The sequence below is a fragment of the Croceibacterium atlanticum genome (assembly GCF_001008165.2).
Lineage (GTDB): Bacteria > Pseudomonadota > Alphaproteobacteria > Sphingomonadales > Sphingomonadaceae > Croceibacterium_C > Croceibacterium_C atlanticum.
Genome location: NZ_CP011452.2, coordinates 1352083 through 1369986 on the forward strand (window position 1 = coordinate 1352083; position 17904 = coordinate 1369986).

Here is a 17904-nt window from a genome sequence, read left to right on the forward strand (position 1 = left end):
CCCTCCCCTATGCCATCGATTGGCTGTGGCAAGTGTCGTGAAAGATCCCCCCGCAATCGAAGCTCGCGATCTCAGGCTGACGCTCGGCGATGGCGGCGGCGCGGTCGAGATCCTGCGCGGTATCGACCTGACCGTTCCCGCAGGGCAAACGCTGGCCCTGCTGGGTCCGTCCGGATCGGGCAAGAGCTCGCTCATGTCAGTGCTGACCGGGCTTGAACGGGCGACCAGCGGTTCGCTTTCCGTCGCCGGTGCCGATTTCGAAAGGCTGGACGAAGATGCCCTTGCCCGCGCCCGGCGCGGCCGCATCGGCATCGTGCTGCAAGCCTTCCATTTGCTGCCCACCATGACGGCGCAGGAAAATGTCGCCACCCCGCTGGAACTGGCCGGGGAAAGCGATGCCTGGGCCCGCGCCGCGGCGGAGCTGGAAGCGGTCGGCCTGGGCCACCGGCTGACCCATTATCCGGCGCAGCTTTCCGGCGGGGAGCAGCAGCGCGTGGCCATTGCCCGCGCCATCGCCCCGCGCCCGCCGCTGGTCTTTGCGGACGAACCGACCGGCAATCTGGACGCCGCGACCGGCGAAGCCATTATCGAACTGCTCTTTTCCCGCCGCGCCGAAACCGGGGCGACGCTGGTTATCATCACCCATGACGAAAGCCTGGCCGAACGCTGCGACCGCGTGGTGACGATCGGCGACGGAAAGATCGCGAGCGACACGGCAGCATGAACGCCCTGCCCTGGTCCACGGCCTGGCGCATCGCCCGGCGCGACCTGCATCGGCGGTTCCGGGGGCTGCGCCTGCTGCTGATCTGCCTGTTCCTGGGCGTCGGCGCATTGGCCGCCATCGGCACGCTGACAGAAGCGATCCGCAGCGAACTGAGCGCGCAGGGCCGCATCTTCCTGGGCGGCGATCTGGAAGTGGAAGTGTGGCAACGCCCGCTGACGCAGGAGGAAAACACGTTTCTCTCCAGCTTCGGCACGCTGTCCCAGGGGCTGCGGATGCAGGCCATGGCCAGCACGGCGGATGCGGCAACGCCCGTCGAACTGAAGGCGGTTGACCGGAACTGGCCGCTTTATGGCCGGCTGGAACTGGAAGGCGGGCACAGAATGGGCGCGCCGCCGCCGGGGCAGGCATGGATCGCACCCGGCGCGGCGGAGCGGCTGGGCATCGGCCCGGGCGACATGATCACCATCGGCACCGAGGAATTGCGCGTAGGCGGCATTATCGCGGACGAGCCGGACCGGCTGAGCGAAGGCTTTGCCCTCGGACAGAGCGTGATCGTGCCCTATGATCTGCCCGGCCGCGCTGGCCTCACCACGCCGGGCGCGATGTATGAAACCAAGACCAGGCTGCGCTTTTCCGGCAATGACGATCCGGAAGCCGTGGAAGCGGCGCTGGAACAGCGCTTCCCCGAAGCCGGGCTGGATATCCGCACGCGCAACCGCGCCTCGCCCGGGGCGGACCGTTTCGTATCGCGCATGGGTGAATTCCTGACCCTGGTCGGGCTGGCCGCGCTGGTGATTGCCGGGATCGGCATTGGCGGCGGTGTTTCCTCCTATCTCGAAGCGCGGCGGGCCAGCATCGCGACCTTCAAGATCCTGGGGGCTACCAGCCGGGACATCATGCGCATCTATGCCCTGCAGATCGGCGCGGCGGCGCTGGCCGGGGCCGTGGCCGGGCTGGCTGTCGGCGTGCTGGTGACGCCCCTGCTGGCACAGGCCCTGGGGGCGCTGCTGCCGGTCAATACCGGCTTGCTGATCGATCCGCCCGCCTTGCTGCGCGCGGCCGCTTTCGGCCTGCTGGTGGCGCTGATCTTCGCGTCCCCGCCGCTGGTGCGGGCGCGCAGCTATCCGGCGATGGCGCTGATGCGGGCACGCGTGGCGCCGCTGGCGGGTGAATGGCGCGGCGCGGCCCTGCCCGTCGGGCTGGGGCTCGCCGCGATTATCCTGCTGGCCATTGGCGGCGCGCAGGAAAAATTGCTGACCCTGACCTTCCTTGGCGGCGCGGCCGGAATGCTGGGCCTGCTGACACTGATCGGGTTAGCTATCCGCGCCGCTGCCCGCCGCGCGCCGCGCCCTGCCAGCCCGATCGCGCGGCTGGCGCTGGGCAATCTGCACCGGCCCGGATCGTCCACCGCTGCGCTCGTCACCGCGCTGGGTTTCGGCCTGTCCGCCTTCGTGCTGCTGGCGGCGGTGCAGACCAGCCTCGACGGCAATATCCAGCGCAGCGTGCCGGCCATTGCCCCGGATTATTTCGTGCTCGACATCCCGAAGGACCGGCTTGCGGAGTTCGAACAGCTGGTGGAGCAGGACACGCCCGGCTCCGCCGTGGATGCCGTCCCCACACTGCGCGGGGCGATCCTTGCTTATGGCCCGCAAGGGAACCAGCAACGTGTTTCCGAACTGGAAGAACTGCCCGAAGGCGCCTGGGCCCTGCGCGGCGAACGCGGACTGACCTATGCCGGCACCCTGCCCGAAGGCAATGCGCTGACCGAAGGGGAATGGTGGCCGGCAGATTATACCGGAGAGCCGCTGGTTTCGGTCGATTCCGAACTGGCGGAAGCCGCCGGAATGCAAGTGGGCGATTACATCACCATCGGCGTTCTGGGCGTGGAACGGACCGCGCGCATCGCCAGCCTGCGCCGGATCGACTGGGAAAGCATGGGCTTCAATTATGTGCTGATCTTCTCCCCCAATACATTGCGGGATGCACCGCATAATGTCGCCGCCACTATTTCCCTGCCCGACGGGATGCAGGCCGGATCGCTGCTGCGCGATCTGGTGCGCGCCTTTCCATCCAGTTCAGTGATCGAAGTCGGTCCCTTGCTGACGCAGGCGCGGGAAATCCTCGACCAGGTGGCGCTGGCCATTCTTGCCGCGGCTTCGGTTGCCGTGCTGGCGGGCATTGCCGTGCTGCTGGGCGCCATAGCCGCCGCCCGCGCCGCCCGGCTTTACGACACGGTGATCCTGCGTGTGCTCGGCGCCAGCAGGCGGCAATTGCTGTTCCTGCAGCTCGCCGAATTCGGCCTGCTCACGGTCATCCTGGCCGGTGTGGCGCTGGCGCTGGGCACCGGGCTTGGCTGGCTGGTGATCGTTCAGATCTTCGATTTCGACTGGCTGCCGGACTGGCCGCGCATCCTCGCCGTGCTCGGCGGCGGGCTGGTGCTCGTGCTCGCCTTCGCGATTGGTGCATCCCTGCCGCTGCTGCGCGCACGGCCTGCAAGGGCTTTAAGGGACCTGTGAGTCCCCGCGCAGGCGGGAACCTCCATCATTCGGGCACCGCGCTTGCGGCACGAAGTCCCCGCCTGCGCGGGGACTCGCGCTTGCGAACCTACCAGCGGTATCGGGCGGTCACGCCGTAAGTGCGGGGATCGTTGGGATAGCCCGAAATGCCGCCCGGTTGCGCAACGGAATCGAAGATCACGCCAATGTCGCGATCATCCAGCAGGTTCCGGCCCCACACCGACAGGGTCAGGCCCATATCGAATTCATAGGCGATCGACGCCGTCAGATCGTTGACTTCGCGGCGGAAAGGTTCCGCCGCCGTCAGCGCCGGGCCATTATCGACAATGGAACCATCCGGACCACGGACGAGAAAGCCGGGCAGGCCTTCGATCAGCTGCACATCGGACTGCCAGAGATAGGACACGCGCGGTACGAACTGCCCGTCACCCGCCGGCATTTCATATTGTGCGCCCAGCAGCACCGTCCATTCCGGAATACCGGCCGGACGCGTACCAGTCAGATCACCCACGGCCGATGCCTGGAAATCATCATATTTCGGATCGAGATAGGTCGCGCCGACATTCAGCGTCAGACCGGGAAGCGGCTGCGCCGTGCCTTCGAATTCAACGCCGAACGTGCTCTGCTTGCCCGCATTCAGCAGGGCGAAGCCGGTGCCGGTAAACAAATTGGACTGGAACCCTTCGATCTCCTGATCGAACACATCGAAATTGGCGGAGAAATCGCCGAAATTGGCCTTCACCCCCAGTTCGATGACCCGCGATTCCTCCGGCCCGGCAAAGCGGCTGCCATAGGTCAGATTGTTCAGCGCCAGCCCATTGGCAATGATGGCATCCCGATCCGCCAGGAAAGGGCGGCTGTCGCGCGAAAGATTGACCGAGCTTGCCTTGAAGCCGGTGGCGTAGCTGGCATAGACATTGAGATCCGGCGTCAAATCATAAGCCAGCCGGACGGTATAGCTGAAATCATCGTCGCTGGTTGATCCGTCCTCCACCTCGTTCGGAACGTCGAGGAAGGGTGGCAGCAATTGCAGCGACCGCAGGGAAGCGAGCGGATTGGCGGCGGGATTGTCCGCATTGGCCCCGGCATAGGCCTGGGCTCCCGTCTGGATCTGGCCGAACGCCGCCATATTGGCCGCCGCGAAGGACTGGATTTCCGCCGCAGTGGCGGCCCGGCCCAGCGCCAGCGCATCGCCCACGCCCTGGGCCAGCGCGCCCTGATAGAGCAATTGCCCGCGGAAACTCGCATATTGCGGGGCATCCAGATCTATCCGCGAAAATTCCTCGCTGGAATCGAGATGCAGCAGGAAATCCTTGCTGTCATGGGTGTAATTTCCGCCCAGAGTCAGCACCAGCCCTTCGGCCAGTTCGATATCCAGCTGACCGAAAATTGAGATGGCATCGGAATTGAGCTCGTAATGCTCGTCCGATCCGGTTCCGGGCACGAAGAACCGGCCTGTATAATCCACCCCGTCCGCCTGTCCGAAGGCGGCTTCCAGCGTGGCAATGTCCAGCGCCCCGCCGGAACCGGACTGGACGAGCAGATCGGCGTAATCGCGGAAATCCTCGCCAAAAGTGACGCCGCCATCCTGGTCGATATTCTCATTGATATAAAATGCGCCGAGCAGGAGATCGACCCGGTCGCCCAGCGTAGCGGAAAGGCGGAATTCCTGCGTGAACGTGCCGACACGCAGATCCTGCGCCAGCGGATAGACAAGATCGGCGCTGGTGAAATCGGCATCCTGTGCGGTGACGGCGTCCGTCTTGCGATAGGCCGTTATCGAAGTGAGCGTGACATCGCCCAGATCCCAGTCGAACTGACCGGAAATGCCGTAATTCTCGATATCGTTGGTGGAATTGTAATTGTTGTAAACCGTCCCGGCGAAGGGCCTTTCCGGATCGGTCAGACGGCCACCCAGCGCCTGGACGGCGCCTGCCGCCGGGCCGCTCCGCAGATTGACCACGCCGCAGCAATTCTCGTCTATCGCATCGTAATCGGCGATGATCCGTGCACTGATATCGGTGCCGGGATCAAACAATAGCTGCCCGCGAACGAACCAGCGATCCCGCTCATTGGTGCGGTCGCCCGTGCCCCCGTCGCGGAAGAAGCCGTCGCGCTGGTTCAGCCCGCCCGCCAGGCTGACGGCGATGGAATCGTTCACCGGCCCGGTGACATAGCCCTTGGCCACCAGCTGATCATAATTGCCATAGGTGAGTTCGCCCCCTCCACCGAAGCTGAATTGCGGTTCCCGCGTGCTGATGGAAATGACACCGGCAGAAGCATTCTTCCCGAACAGGGTCGATTGCGGACCGCGCAGCACCTCGATCCGCTGCACGTCCGGCAAATCGGTGATCTGCGACGCCGTGCGGGACCGATAGACATTATCGACAAAGACGCCGACCGACGGTTCGATCCCGGCATTATTGGCGCCATTGCCGAAGCCGCGAATGAAGAAATTGGTATTGGCCACGCTCTGCCGCTGGCCGACACTGAGGGAAGGAACGACCGTCTGCAGATCGCGCAGGTCGCGGATCTGGCCTCGTTCCAGCGTTTCGGCAGAGGCGACGGTCACGGCCACCGGCGCTTCCTGCAAGGTGGTTTCCCGCTTGGTGGCGGTGACGATGATCGAATTGCCGCTGGCAATTTCCGGCATATCATCTGCCGCAGGATCCTGTGCCTGGACTGCGAAAGGAACGATCAGCGCCGTCAGGGCGACCCCGCGAAGAAATACTCCGCGGACGATGCCGGGATAACCGGCCTCGAAACTCGGCATGGTTGCGTTCTCCATCTCTCCCGCCGGCACCCGGCCCCGCTTTTGCAGGTGCAATCAGGCGCCAGCTATGTGGGACAGTTAATAGAACGCTTTGAGCGAGACACAATTGGCGCGGCTTTATGGTTGCCACTGCAACCAGATTCTTGTTGCATTGACGCCACAGCGTCACGTTCCTGCGGGCGCACCCCCACCTTTATCCGCTTTCGCGCTTTGGTACGATCAATCTGCGGGCAGTGCAGTACGTTGTCCGTGCCCTTCGCCTTCACCCATACCGTTGCACAATCGCCACGCCTGTTGATGCTGCAAGCTCTCGCCATGGCCGTAAGCTTCGCCTAAGGACCGCCGATGGACATCGCCGATCTCCGCGTGGCCCTGTTCAGCGGCAACTATAATTATGTACGCGACGGTGCGAACCAGGCGCTCAATCGTCTGGTGGATTACCTGTTGCGGCAGGGCGCTTCCGTGCGCGTATATTCCCCGAAGGTTGAAAGCCCCGCTTTCGAACCTGCCGGGGAACTGGTGGGGCTGCCCAATCTGCCCATTCCCGGTCGCGGCGAATATCGCATGCCGCTGGCCCTCTCCGCCGAGGTGAAGCGCGATCTTGAACGGTTCCGGCCCAATGTCATGCATGTCGCCTCCCCCGATATTGCGGGCCATCGCGCGGTAACCTGGGCGCGCGAAAGGGGGCTGCCGGTGCTGGCATCGGTCCACACCCGGTTCGAAACCTATCCCCGTTATTACAACATGGCTTTCCTGGAGCCGGTGGCGGAAGCCATCCTGCGGCGATTCTACAATCGGTGCGATGCGCTGGTGGCGCCTTCGCAAAGCATGGTGGAAGTGCTGCGCGAACAGGGGATGAGCGATGACATCTCGCTTTGGGAACGCGGCGTGGACCGGGAAATCTTCAATCCCGGCCGGCGCGATACGCAATGGCGCCGCAGCCACGGCATCGCGGATGATGAACTGGCGATCGGTTTTCTCGGCCGGTTGGTAATGGAAAAAGGGCTGGACGTTTTTTCGGCCACCATCGCCGAACTTCGCGATCGCGATGTGAAGCACAAGGTGCTGGTGATCGGTGAAGGCCCCGCGCATGACTGGTTCGCGGAACGGCTGCCCGGCGCCGCCTTTGTCGGGTTCCAGCGGGGTGCGGATCTGGGCCGCGCCGTGGCCAGCATGGATGTGCTGCTGAATCCCTCCGTCACGGAAACATTCGGCAATGTCACGCTTGAAGCCATGGCCTGCGGTGTGCCCGTAGTGGCCGCCCGCGCCACTGGCAGCACCAGCCTGGTCAGCCACGGCAAGACCGGCGTGCTGGTCGAACCGGGGCAGATATCCGGCTTTGCAGATGCCATTGCCGCCTATGTGGCGGACCCTGCCTTGCGCGCGGTGCATGGCGCGGCCGGGGAAAAACGCAGCCTCGATTTCAGCTGGGACGCGATCAACAGCGAAGTAGCGAAGGCCTATATGCGCCTGATCGAGGCGCGGCAGTCAGCCTGACCGCCAAATCCCCTCAGCGCAGGATGCCCTTGCGGGTCATCAACCGGGCATAAAGGGCGAAACTGCAAGTCAGCACCCACAGGACTATCGAAAACAGCAGCGCCCCCGAATTCGAGAAGATTTCCGGCGCGGGCGAAGCCGCCCGGAAGAGGGTGAGCGCCGCGATCCCCAGCAAAGAGACGACAAAGGCCGGAAAGGCATATTTGCTGCGCAACAGCAGGAGCACGGAACCGGCCACGCAGGCCCACACACCCACAGCCCAGGCCGCATCCGCCCATGCCGGGAAGGAATCGAGATAGGCCATTTCTTCCGGCCCCATCCCCGTGCTTTCCAGATAAGGCATGTTGCGCAGCCGGGTCAGCGTATAATCCACCGCGCCAACCGCATTCCACAGCAGCGATCCGATCCCGACAACCCAGAGATGCCAGGGCGCCGCGGCCCTGTTGCCCGATCGCATAGCCAAGCCTCCGTCCGCCAGGCCAATTTCCGGTCCTGGCGGAGGGGAGGATACATCAAATACCCCCAACCGCCAGCGTGTTTCCCCGGCGGCCGGGCGCGTATTTTTTAAAGCCGTTCCACCTTGCGCGCGGCCTCGTCGATCACATCCACGATCCGTTCGACCGTTTCCGCGTCCAGCCCGTCATCGCGCCGGTTGCGCAAGGCATTGTGCAGGTTTTCCATCGCGCGCTGGATCTGGCGGTGCGGAGAGGAACGGCGTTCCTCGCCCAGCTTCGCCAGCCGGTCGATCAGCTTTGCGGCCAGTTCCTGCTGCTCGGCCAGTTCCGCCTGCCCGGCTTCGGTGACGGAAAAGACCTTGCGCGAGCTTTCATTGGGGATTTCCGCGATCATCCCTTCATCCAGCATCATCTGCATCGTGGGATAGATCACCCCGGGGCTTGGCGCATATTCTCCCCCGGTCAGATCCTCTATTGCCTTGATCAGATCATAGCCGTGGCGCGGTTCGTCAGCCAGCAGCTTGAGCAGGACCAGCCGCAATTCGCCCCGGTCGAACATGCGCCGCCTGCCGCGGCCGCCGCCGAAGCGCCCGCCCCCGCGGCCACCGCGCCCGCCGAAGGGGCCACCCCGGCCGAAAGGGCCTTCTTCTCCAAACGGACCTTCCGGTCCGAACAGGGCGGCGAAATCCGGCCCATCCTTCTTCCATCCGCGCCGGTGATGGCGGGTGTTGCATCCATTTCTCATATCTCAAATCCTTTATAAGACGCATTACGATATATCGTAGAATGGTCTGTTTACAAGAGGGGTCGCAGCAATTCGCGCAAGCCCCTATCTCTCGCAGGACATGGCCGACTTATTCGCAGACGAAATCCCCGACACGCCCACCGAGCAGGAGCCCGCCGCCGATGCGCCGCTGGCCGACCGGCTGCGCCCGCAATCGCTGGAAGACGTGATCGGGCAGGAACATCTGACCGGGCCGGAAGGCGCGATCGGCCGCATGGTCGGCGCCGGGCGCCTTTCCAGCATGGTGCTCTGGGGCCCGCCGGGAACCGGCAAGACCAGCATTGCCCGCCTGCTCGCGGCTGCGGTGGGTATGCGCTATGTCGCGGTAAGCGCGGTCTTTTCCGGCGTCGCAGACCTGAAGAAAGCCTTTGCCGAAGCGGAAAAGGCAAAATCCGCCGGACAGCGCACCCTCCTTTTCGTGGACGAGATCCACCGCTTCAACCGGGCGCAACAGGATGGTTTCCTGCCCTATGTGGAACGCGGAACCGTGACCCTGGTTGGCGCCACGACCGAAAATCCCAGCTTCGAACTCAACGCGGCACTGCTCAGCCGGGCGCAGGTTCTGATCCTGCACCGGCTCGACGCTGCGGCCCTGGGAAAATTGCTCGACCGGGCAGAAGAACTGGAAGGCCCCCTGCCCCTCACCCCCGCCGCGCGCGAGGCGCTGATCGCCAGTGCCGATGGCGACGGGCGGTTCCTGCTCAACCAGGCGGAAACGCTCTATTCCGCCGGGCTGACCGAAAAGCTGGACCCCGCGCGGCTGGGCCAGTTCCTGCAGCGCCGCGTCGCCGTTTATGACAAGGACCGCGAAGGGCATTACAATCTCATTTCCGCGCTGCACAAGGCGATGCGCGGATCCGATCCGCAAGCCTCGCTCTATTATCTCGCGCGGATGATCACGGCCGGGGAGGAACCGCTCTATGTCCTGCGGCGCATCACCCGTTTCGCCTGCGAAGATATCGGCCTTGCCGATCCGCAGGCGCTGACCCAGTGCATCGCGGCCAAGGAAGCCTATCAGTTCCTCGGCTCGCCAGAGGGTGAACTGGCCATCGTGCAGGCCTGCCTCTATTGCGCGACCGCCCCGAAATCCAACGCAGCCTACAAGGCGCAGAAGGCCGCCTGGCGCAGTGCGAAGGAAACGGGCAGCCTGATGCCCCCGCAGAATATCCTCAACGCCCCGACCAAGCTGATGAAGGATATCGGATACGGCAAGAACTACGCTTATGACCATGACGCGGAAGAAGGCTTTTCCGGCGCCGATTACTGGCCCGCGGAAATGGGCCCGCAAACCTATTATGCGCCGGTGGAACGCGGTTTCGAACGACAGGTGAAAGAACGAATCGCCTATTGGAACCGCCTGCGTGCGGAGCGGAATGGCTGACCGTTTCCGGCATTTCCTGGCCATTGACTGGTCGGGCGCACGCGGCGAACGGCAGAAAGGCATCGCACTGGCAATGGCCGCGCTGGATGGCGCGCCGCCGCGCCTGATCGGAAATCCCGGCGGCTGGTCCCGCGCAGCAGTGCTGGGCCTGCTGCGCGACAATTTGCCGGAAGATACGCTGGTCGGTCTGGATCTGGGTATTTCCCTGCCCTTCGCCGATTGCGGGGCGTTCTTCCCCGGCTGGCAGGCAAGCCCCGAAGATGCGCCTTCCCTCTGGGCACTGGTGGAACGGATTTGTGCCGGGGATCCGCATCTTTCGGCGCAGAGTTTTGTCGATCACGATGAAGCGAGCCGTTATTTCCGCCGCGACAAGGGCCGCGAAGGTGCGGCTTTCCGCTGCGACCGGGCCAGCCATGGCCGTGGCCGTTTCCGCGTGGCTGAATTGATGCAGGCGCAGCAGGGCTGCACGCCCTACAGCAATTTCAACCTTGTCGGTGCGGCGCAGGTCGGCAAGTCCAGCCTTACCGGGATGCGCGTGCTTCACGCCTTGCGCGGATATTTGCCCGTATGGCCGGTGGATGATTTGCCGGAAACCGGATCCGTGCTGGTCGAAATCTATACGACAATCGCCGCCATCGCCGCGAACCGCACCGCGCGCAAAAGCAAGATCCGCGACCATGCAGAACTGGCGGCCGCCTTGCAGGCCTTGGGCAGCCCCGCCGTGGATAATTACGGGCCGATCGACGATCACAGCGCCGATGCCCTGATCACCGCCGCATGGCTGCGCGCCAATGCCGGGCGCAAGGAATTATGGTCACCAAAAGCGCTGACTGATAAAATTGCCCAAACCGAGGGCTGGACCTTCGGCGTCGCATGAAGCAAAGGCGCAAATGACGTGCCGGCTTAGCTCAGTTGGTAGAGCACCTGATTTGTAATCAGGGGGCCACGGGTTCGAATCCTGTAGCCGGCACCATTTAGTTTGCCCCTCAAACGCCGGGCGGGCCCATCCGGGCCCTTGGCTTTCCTCGCATACGCTCGGGCGGCCGGTCGGCCTTGCGAACCCTCTCGGGTTCGGGGAATCGGTTATTGCCCCTCAAACGCCGGGCGGCCGCATCCGCGCCCTTGGCTTTCCTCGCTTGCGCTCGGGCGGCCGATCGGCCTTGCGCACCCTCTCGGGTTCGGGGGATTGGTTATTATGCGCAGATTCGCACCGGGCGCCCTCGCCTCTCGCAAGTCATCGTCCGCAAAACACGGCTGGCGGCCTCTCGCCCGGTTCCGGGGAACCCGCCGCCAGCCTGCTTCTTGTCAAGGCATAGCCCTACAGGAGGTTCATCATATGGCCCGCAAGATCATTTTCGCATTCGCCACCGGCGCGCTCGCTCTCGCAGCTTCGGCCTGCAACACCGTGTCCGGCGCAGGTGAAGATCTGCAATCGGCTTCCGAAGAAGTGAACGAAGAGATCTGACCCCAGGGCTCAGACAGGCAGGCCGACATAGTTTTCGGCAATGCTCGTCTGGGCCGCCCTGCTTGAGGCGATATAGTCCAGCTCCGCCACCTGCATGGCGCGTTCAAACGGCCCGTCTTCCGGGAAACGATGCATGAGCTTGGTCAGCGACCAGCTGAAGCGTTCCGATTTCCAGACGCGCGACAATGCCTTGTCCGAATAGAGCGCAACCGCATCATTATCGTTCTGTTTGAAGAAGCCGATCAACGCCTCTGCCGCGTAATGCACATCGCTGGCGGCAAGGTTCAGGCCCTTTGCCCCGGTCGGCGGCACGATATGGGCAGAATCACCGCATAGCAGCAGGCTGCCATGCCGCATCGGCGCGAAGACGAAGGACCGTAACGGCGCAATCGACTTTTCGATGGAAGGGCCACGGGTGATGTTGGCCGCCGCTTCCGGGCCGAGGCGAATCGCCAATTCGTCCCAGATGCGATCGTCCGGCCAATCCTCCAGCTTTTCCGTCAGCGGCACGTCGATATAATATCGGCTGCGCGTGTGGCTGCGCATGGATGCCAATGCGAATCCGCGCTGGTGGTTGGCATAGATCAGTTCGTGGTTGCAGGGCGGCACATCGGCCAGGATGCCGAGCCAGCCGAAGGGATATTCCCGTTCATATTCCTGCCCCACCGATGCCGGCACGGCCTTGCGGCTGGGCCCGTGAAACCCGTCGCAACCGGCGATGAAGCGGCAATCGACGCGCTGCTGCGCCCCATCCTTCACATAGGTGACATAGGGCGCATCGCCTTCCACATCGTGCAGGGTCACATCGTCCACCCCATACACGACTTCCAGCCCGCGTTCCTCGCTCGCATCCATCAGATCGCGGGTCAGTTCGGTCTGGCCATAGACCACCACCTGCTTGCCGCCGGTCAATTCGGCGATGTCGATCCGGATCAGCCGTTCGCCATCGGCGAGATTGAAGCCGTCATGCGGCAGGCCTTCGGCCTGCAACCGGCCATCCAGCCCCAGCCGTTCCATCAGCGAAACGGTCACCTTTTCGAGCACGCCGGCCCGAATGCGGCCAAGCACATATTCGGGTGATCGCCTTTCGAGGACTATGCAATCCACGCCTTCCGCGCGGAGCAAATGGCCCAGCAACAGCCCGGCCGGGCCAGCGCCGATGATGCACACCTGTGTTTTCATGATCCTCTACCTCTGGAATTAGGTTCGTTTATGCAACTTATCTCCTGCCAGCGGACCTGAAAAGCATTTTTACGGATAGAAGCTGCTATTCAGCCCCGCCCGCGATAGGGAGCCACGCCCTGATCCGGCAGCCACAGCCCTTCGGGCGGCGTGCCGCTCTGCCAGAAAACGTCAATCGGTATGCCGCCGCGCGGATACCAATAGCCGCCGATCCGCAGCCAGCGCGGTTCCATTTCATTGAACAGACGCTGCCCGATGCCCACGGTCACATCCTCGTGAAAACCGCAATGATTGCGGAAAGAGCCGAGGAACAGTTTCAGGCTCTTGGATTCGACGATTGTCCGTTCCGGCGCATAATCGATCACCAGATGGGCGAAATCGGGCTGGCCGGTGACCGGGCATAATGATGTGAATTCCGGCGCGGCGAAACGGATGCAATAGAGCGATCCGGCGCGCGGATTGGGCACGTAATCAAGTTCTGCGGATTCGGGGGATTCGGGCAGCGCGCTCTGCTGGCCAAGATGGCGCGGGCTGCCGGTTTCGGAATGGTTGCTCATGCAACGGTCAATGCCGCGATCGCGCGCGCTGCACAAGGGAGCGCATTACGGCGGGCGATTCAGACAGGGTTCAGCGCAGCGGGCAAAATCCGCCATCACCTATGCGCGCCATCGCCCTGATATATCTTGCCGCCCTGATCGTCGCCCAGCCAGCCGCTGCGGCGGGCACTCCGCTCAGCGAGTTCCGCCTGCCGGGCGATTCAACCGCGACTCCCACCCCGCAAGGACCGGTGGACCAGGATATACCCGCACCCTCGCCTGTGACGGAGCCGGGCTCCCGCCAGGAAGCGGAAGCGGAACCGGCGCCCGCGCTGGCCCCGGTCTTGCCGCAGCCGATCATCCTTCCCGAAACCGCGATATCGGTGGAACCGGCGCCGCGGCCTGCCCCGCACCGGATGGCCGAACCGCAAGCCGTGCAGGGGCAAGATGCAGCAGCGCCCTCCCCCGCAGCAACGGCAGAGCCGGAAGGAGCAGCGGAAACCACGCCGCAACCAGGCGCCACCTCCCAGCCGATAACAACGCCAATTCCCGAACCTGCCGATCCTGCAAGCGCGCCATCCCCGCTCCCTGCCGCGAATAATTGGCTGCCGTTCCTGTTGGCCGCAGGACTGGCCCTTGCGGCCGCCCTGGCCGTTTTCCTCTGGCGCCGAAAAAGGGCCACGCCGATCGAAAGACCGGCCGTGCAACCGCCCCGGCCGGCGGCGCCAATGCCGGCATCCGCCGCTCCCCAGCCGCCTGCGTCCCCATCGCCTGCGCCCCCAGCGGCACCGGGTGTGCCACCGGGCCTGCAGGTCGGGCTCGAACCCGTGCGACTCAGCCTGTCGCTGATGAATGCGACGCTGTCCTATCGCCTCCTCCTCGCCAATCGCGGGGGCGCCCCTCTGACAGACATCGCCATCACGGCGGACATGATCGCCGCCCATGCTTCGCAACCACGGGAACAACAGCTTGCGGGCCCCGCAGAAAATGCGCCCGTGGTGGAACGGATCGGCCAGCTGGAACCGGGTGAACGCCGCATATTGGTGGGCGAATGCCGCCTACCCAAGGCCGATATCGTGCCGATCCGGCAGGGTGCATCTTCCCTGCTGGTGCCGCTCGCCCGGTTCCGGGTGCTGGCGAAGGATGTGCCCCCATTCTGCCAGACCTATGTCGTGGGCCTGCCGCCGAAGCGGGCACAGGCCGGGCTGCTGCCCTTCCGGCTCGACCTGGGGCCGCGCGTCTATCCGGAACTGGCCCTGCGCGCTTTCGCCTGATCGGCGCATTTACTGGCATGCCGTGGCGGGCTACCCCTTCGCCATGGATATGCTCGTTTCGACGCAATGGCTTGCCGATCAGCTCGGCGCGCCCGATCTCGTAATCCTCGATGCTTCATCGCATCTGCCCGATGCGGGCCGCGATCCGGCGGCAGAATATCGCACCGCCCATATTCCGGGCGCGCTCTATCTGGACCTGCCGAACCTCAAGGATCCGGACAGCCCCGTCCCCTATGCCCTGCCCACCCCTGCCCAGTTCGCGGCGCGCATGGGGGAACTGGGCATTTCTGAAACGGATCGTATCTTCATCTATGACGATAGCGATGTGAAAACCTCTGCCCGGGCGTGGTTCACAGCCCGGATGAACGGCGCGAAACATGTGGCGATCCTTGACGGCGGATTGGGCAAATGGCGCGCTGAAGGGCGACCGCTGGAAAGCGGCACCGATGCACCGCGAACCGGCAGCTTCACACCGTCCGGCGGACCGGGGGACGTGCGCAGCAAGGCCGATATTCTGGCCAATCTGGATAGCAGGGCGGAACAATTGGTCGATGCCAGGGGCAGCGCGCGCTTCCGCGGGGAAGCACCCGATTTCCGGCCGGGAGTGGCCGAAGGGCATATCCCCGGGTCCGCCAACCTGCCGTTTGGCATGGTCCTGAACAAGGATGGCACCTTCAAGGATGAAGCGGGCATTCGCGCCGCCTTTGCCGATGCCGGGATCGATCTGGATCGGCCGGTGGTGACGACTTGCGGCGGCGGCGTCACCGCGGCGGTGCTGCTCTTCGCCATGGAACTGATCGGCAAGCGGGACACCGCGCTTTATGACGGAAGCTGGACCGAATGGGGCGCCGATCCGGAAACCCCGAAAGCAAAGGGAGCATCCAGTTGAGCGGCAGAAAAGCCAGCGGCCCGGGCACGCAAGCGGTTGAAGCTGGCAGGAAAAAGGAATGGACTGGCCCGGTGGTCAACCCGCCCGTCTGGCGCGCCAGCACTCACCTTTATGAAGACACTGCCGCGCTGGCCAAGGGCCGCCCGAATGTGGATGGCAATTTCTATTACGGCCGCCGCGGATCGCCCACGCAATGGGCACTGTGCGATGCGTTGACACAGCTGGAACCGGGCGCCTTCGGCACTCTGCTTTACCCCAGCGGCGTGGCGGCGATCGCCGGGGCGCTGATGGGCATTCTCGATGCGGGCGATGTCCTGCTGATTACCGATAATGCCTATGAACCCAGCCGCAACATGGCGGAAATGCTGCTGAAGCCCTTCGGCATCGAAACCCGCTATTTCGATCCGCGCGATCTCGATGCCTTCCCCCATGCCTTCTGCGACAGGACACGTGCCGTATTGCTGGAAAGCCCCGGCAGCCTGACCATGGAAATCTGCGATGTGCCCGCGCTCGCCGCCATTGCGCGGAAAAAGGGGGCGCTCAGCCTGATCGACAATACCTGGGCCGGTCCGCTCGGCTTTCCGGCTTTCGAACGCGGCTGCGACATTTCGATTATGGCGCTGACAAAACATGTCGGCGGCCATTCGGACCTGATGATGGGTTCCGTCGCCGCAAAGGACGAAGAAATCTACACCCGCCTGCGCCAGCGGGCGCAGCTGCTGGGGCAAGTGGTTTCGCCTGATGACGCCGCGCTGGCCCTGCGCGGATTGCGGACCATGCCGCTGCGGCTCGCGCGGTCGAGCGAGACTGCGCTGGCCATTGCCGAATGGCTGCGGGACCGGCCCGAAGTTGCCCATGTCCTGTGCCCCATGCTGCCGGGATCGCCCGGCCACGATTTGTGGAAGCGTGACTTCACCGGCGGCTGCGGCCTGTTGAGCTTCGTCCTGAAAGGGCGGCGGCCCGATGCGGTTTCCCGCCTGATCGACGGGCTGGAAATGTTCGGCATCGGCTTCAGCTGGGGCGGCTTTGAAAGCCTGGCCATCCCGTTCGAGCCTTCCCGCGCCCGCAGTGCCACGTCCTGGCCACCGGAAGGCTGGGACCGGGATGACCGTTTCGGCGTCCGTCTTGCCATAGGGCTGGAAGACAGGGACGATCTGTTGCACGATCTTGAACAGGGTTTCGCCGCAATGGAGCGTGCATGACGACATCAGCGACGGAACAGATCAGCGCGACGCCGCCACCCGAAGCTTCGCCCACGGCGGGCGCGGATACGGTTCCGGCCCCGGAAATGATCCCCGGCTACATGCAGGCCACACCGCCTGACGCAGGGGCAACAGCAGCCGCCACGCCGACCCCCGCAGACACGGATCCGGTTGCCGGTGCCGATGCGCTGAAGGAAGCCGTAACCCAGCACAGCATGACTGTGGGCAGCCTGATCGAACAGCTCGATTCCTGGGGCTTCACCGTCGGCGACACGCGCTTTTCGGTCTGGTCCGTCCTGGTCGTGCTGGTCGTGCTGGCGGCGGTGTTCGTGCTTGCCCGGCTCGGCACCAGGCTCGCCCATGCCACGTTCAAGCGGTTCACCCGGCTCGACCCGGCCCAGCAATTGCTGGGGGAAAAGCTGCTTTCCATCGCGGTCTGGGCGCTTGCCCTGTTTATCGGCATCGACGTGCTGGGCATCGATCTTACCGCGCTGGCGGTATTTTCCGGCGCCTTCGGCCTTGCCATCGGTTTCGGCCTGCAGAAAACCTTCGGCAATCTGATCGCCGGGATCATCCTGTTGATGGACAGGTCCATCAAGCCCGGCGATGTCATCGCCATTGCCGACCAGGCGGGGAATTCCACATTCGGCCAGATCCGCCGCATTGGCTTGCGGGCCGTTTCCATCACCACGCGGGACCAGCGTGAATATCTGATTCCGAACGAAAACCTGATGGTCAACCAGGTGGAGAACTGGTCCTATTCCAGCCGTCAGGTGCGGATGCAGATCCCGGTTGGCGTGTCCTATCATTGCGATATCAGGAAGGCTGAAGAACTGATGCTGGAAGCGGCGAAAAGCTGCCCCCGCGTGCTCAACAGTCCGCCCCCGACCTGCTGGCTGGACGGATATGGCAACAGTTCTGTCGATTTCGTCATACATTGCTGGATTACCGATCCCGAACAGGGCGTGGGCAATGTCAGGTCCGAAGTGCTGAAAAAGCTGTGGGACCTGTTCCAGGAAAACAATATCGAGATTCCCTTCCCGCAACGCGATCTGAATTTCCGCGACAACGCCCAGTTCCAGCAATTGGTCGCCGCCATTTCCCAGCGCGTGGAAGAACGGAATATCCGGCAAGATACCAGGCCCGATACCAAGCCCGATATTGGCGCCTAAAGCTGATCTAGGCGCGGCCATACCCATTCTCGCTGGCGGGATCGGTTCGCAGGG

Annotated in this window: 15 protein-coding genes and 1 tRNA gene; 11 read left to right on the forward strand and 5 right to left on the reverse strand. The window is 63.9% G+C overall.

Annotation, left to right across the window (positions count from 1 at the left end; genetic code table 11):
* Positions 1 to 37: 37 nt before the first annotated feature.
* Together WYH_RS06435 and WYH_RS06440 are read left to right on the forward strand one after the other, a co-directional pair.
* A complete protein-coding gene (locus WYH_RS06435; RefSeq protein ID WP_179945435.1) occupies positions 38 to 724 on the forward strand; it encodes an ABC transporter ATP-binding protein in 687 nt (228 codons plus the stop codon).
* Positions 721 to 3240, forward strand: coding sequence for an ABC transporter permease (locus WYH_RS06440; RefSeq protein WP_046903186.1), 2520 nt, complete (start codon positions 721 to 723; stop codon positions 3238 to 3240). Before WYH_RS06435 ends, WYH_RS06440 begins: the two co-directional genes overlap by 4 nt.
* Positions 3241 to 3328: 88 nt before the next feature.
* On the opposite strand, the gene WYH_RS06445 is transcribed toward WYH_RS06440, so the two are convergent.
* Positions 3329 to 6013 carry a TonB-dependent receptor domain-containing protein gene (locus tag WYH_RS06445; protein ID WP_046904882.1) on the reverse strand — a complete coding sequence of 895 codons (2685 nt, stop codon included), beginning with the start codon at positions 6011 to 6013 and terminating at the stop codon, positions 3329 to 3331.
* A gap of 345 nt (positions 6014 to 6358) precedes the next feature.
* Between WYH_RS06445 and WYH_RS06450 the strand changes: the two genes are divergently transcribed.
* Positions 6359 to 7510 carry a glycosyltransferase family 4 protein gene (locus WYH_RS06450; RefSeq protein WP_046903187.1) on the forward strand — a complete coding sequence of 384 codons (1152 nt, stop codon included), beginning with the start codon at positions 6359 to 6361 and terminating at the stop codon, positions 7508 to 7510.
* 13 nt (positions 7511 to 7523) lie between these two features.
* Here WYH_RS06450 and WYH_RS06455 read toward each other — a convergent pair whose 3' ends face one another.
* Positions 7524 to 7967, reverse strand: a complete 444-nt coding sequence (locus WYH_RS06455) for a hypothetical protein (protein WP_046903188.1) — start codon at positions 7965 to 7967, stop codon at positions 7524 to 7526.
* Positions 7968 to 8074: 107 nt separating this feature from the next.
* Complete coding sequence (locus tag WYH_RS06460; RefSeq protein ID WP_082347878.1) at positions 8075 to 8710, reverse strand: PadR family transcriptional regulator; 636 nt, start codon at positions 8708 to 8710, stop codon at positions 8075 to 8077.
* Positions 8711 to 8810: 100 nt separating this feature from the next.
* Here WYH_RS06460 and WYH_RS06465 point away from each other — a divergent pair, with 100 nt between their 5' ends.
* The 4 genes from WYH_RS06465 (at position 8811) to WYH_RS17280 (ending at position 11595) form a co-directional block, all read left to right on the forward strand.
* Positions 8811 to 10130 carry a replication-associated recombination protein A gene (locus WYH_RS06465; RefSeq protein ID WP_046903189.1) on the forward strand — a complete coding sequence of 440 codons (1320 nt, stop codon included), beginning with the start codon at positions 8811 to 8813 and terminating at the stop codon, positions 10128 to 10130.
* Positions 10123 to 11007, forward strand: coding sequence for a hypothetical protein (locus WYH_RS06470; RefSeq protein ID WP_046903190.1), 885 nt, complete (start codon positions 10123 to 10125; stop codon positions 11005 to 11007). The genes WYH_RS06465 and WYH_RS06470 overlap by 8 nt, the downstream gene beginning before the upstream one ends.
* Before the next feature lie 20 nt (positions 11008 to 11027).
* Positions 11028 to 11103: transfer RNA gene (locus WYH_RS06475), tRNA-Thr, on the forward strand.
* Between the two features lie 363 nt (positions 11104 to 11466).
* Positions 11467 to 11595, forward strand: a complete 129-nt coding sequence (locus WYH_RS17280; RefSeq protein WP_268908323.1) for a hypothetical protein — start codon at positions 11467 to 11469, stop codon at positions 11593 to 11595.
* A gap of 9 nt (positions 11596 to 11604) precedes the next feature.
* Here WYH_RS17280 and pobA read toward each other — a convergent pair whose 3' ends face one another.
* Positions 11605 to 12777 carry a 4-hydroxybenzoate 3-monooxygenase gene (pobA, locus tag WYH_RS06480; RefSeq protein WP_046903191.1) on the reverse strand — a complete coding sequence of 391 codons (1173 nt, stop codon included), beginning with the start codon at positions 12775 to 12777 and terminating at the stop codon, positions 11605 to 11607.
* A gap of 89 nt (positions 12778 to 12866) precedes the next feature.
* Positions 12867 to 13334 (reverse strand): preQ(1) synthase, encoded by a 468-nt coding sequence (queF, locus tag WYH_RS06485; RefSeq protein WP_046903192.1) that lies wholly within the window; start codon positions 13332 to 13334, stop codon positions 12867 to 12869.
* Between the two features lie 101 nt (positions 13335 to 13435).
* On the opposite strand from queF, the gene WYH_RS06490 reads away from it, so the two are divergent.
* The 4 genes from WYH_RS06490 to WYH_RS06505 are packed head-to-tail and all read left to right on the forward strand — an operon-like array spanning position 13436 to position 17850.
* Positions 13436 to 14587 (forward strand): LPXTG cell wall anchor domain-containing protein, encoded by a 1152-nt coding sequence (locus tag WYH_RS06490; protein WP_046903193.1) that lies wholly within the window; start codon positions 13436 to 13438, stop codon positions 14585 to 14587.
* Between the two features lie 43 nt (positions 14588 to 14630).
* Entirely contained in the window at positions 14631 to 15476 is an 846-nt protein-coding gene (locus WYH_RS06495; protein ID WP_046903194.1) for a sulfurtransferase, read from the forward strand.
* Positions 15428 to 16678, forward strand: a complete 1251-nt coding sequence (gene metC / locus WYH_RS06500) for a cystathionine beta-lyase (protein ID WP_082347879.1) — start codon at positions 15428 to 15430, stop codon at positions 16676 to 16678. Before WYH_RS06495 ends, metC begins: the two co-directional genes overlap by 49 nt.
* Positions 16675 to 17850, forward strand: coding sequence for a mechanosensitive ion channel family protein (locus WYH_RS06505; protein WP_179945436.1), 1176 nt, complete (start codon positions 16675 to 16677; stop codon positions 17848 to 17850). The genes metC and WYH_RS06505 overlap by 4 nt, the downstream gene beginning before the upstream one ends.
* Positions 17851 to 17904: the final 54 nt, after the last annotated feature.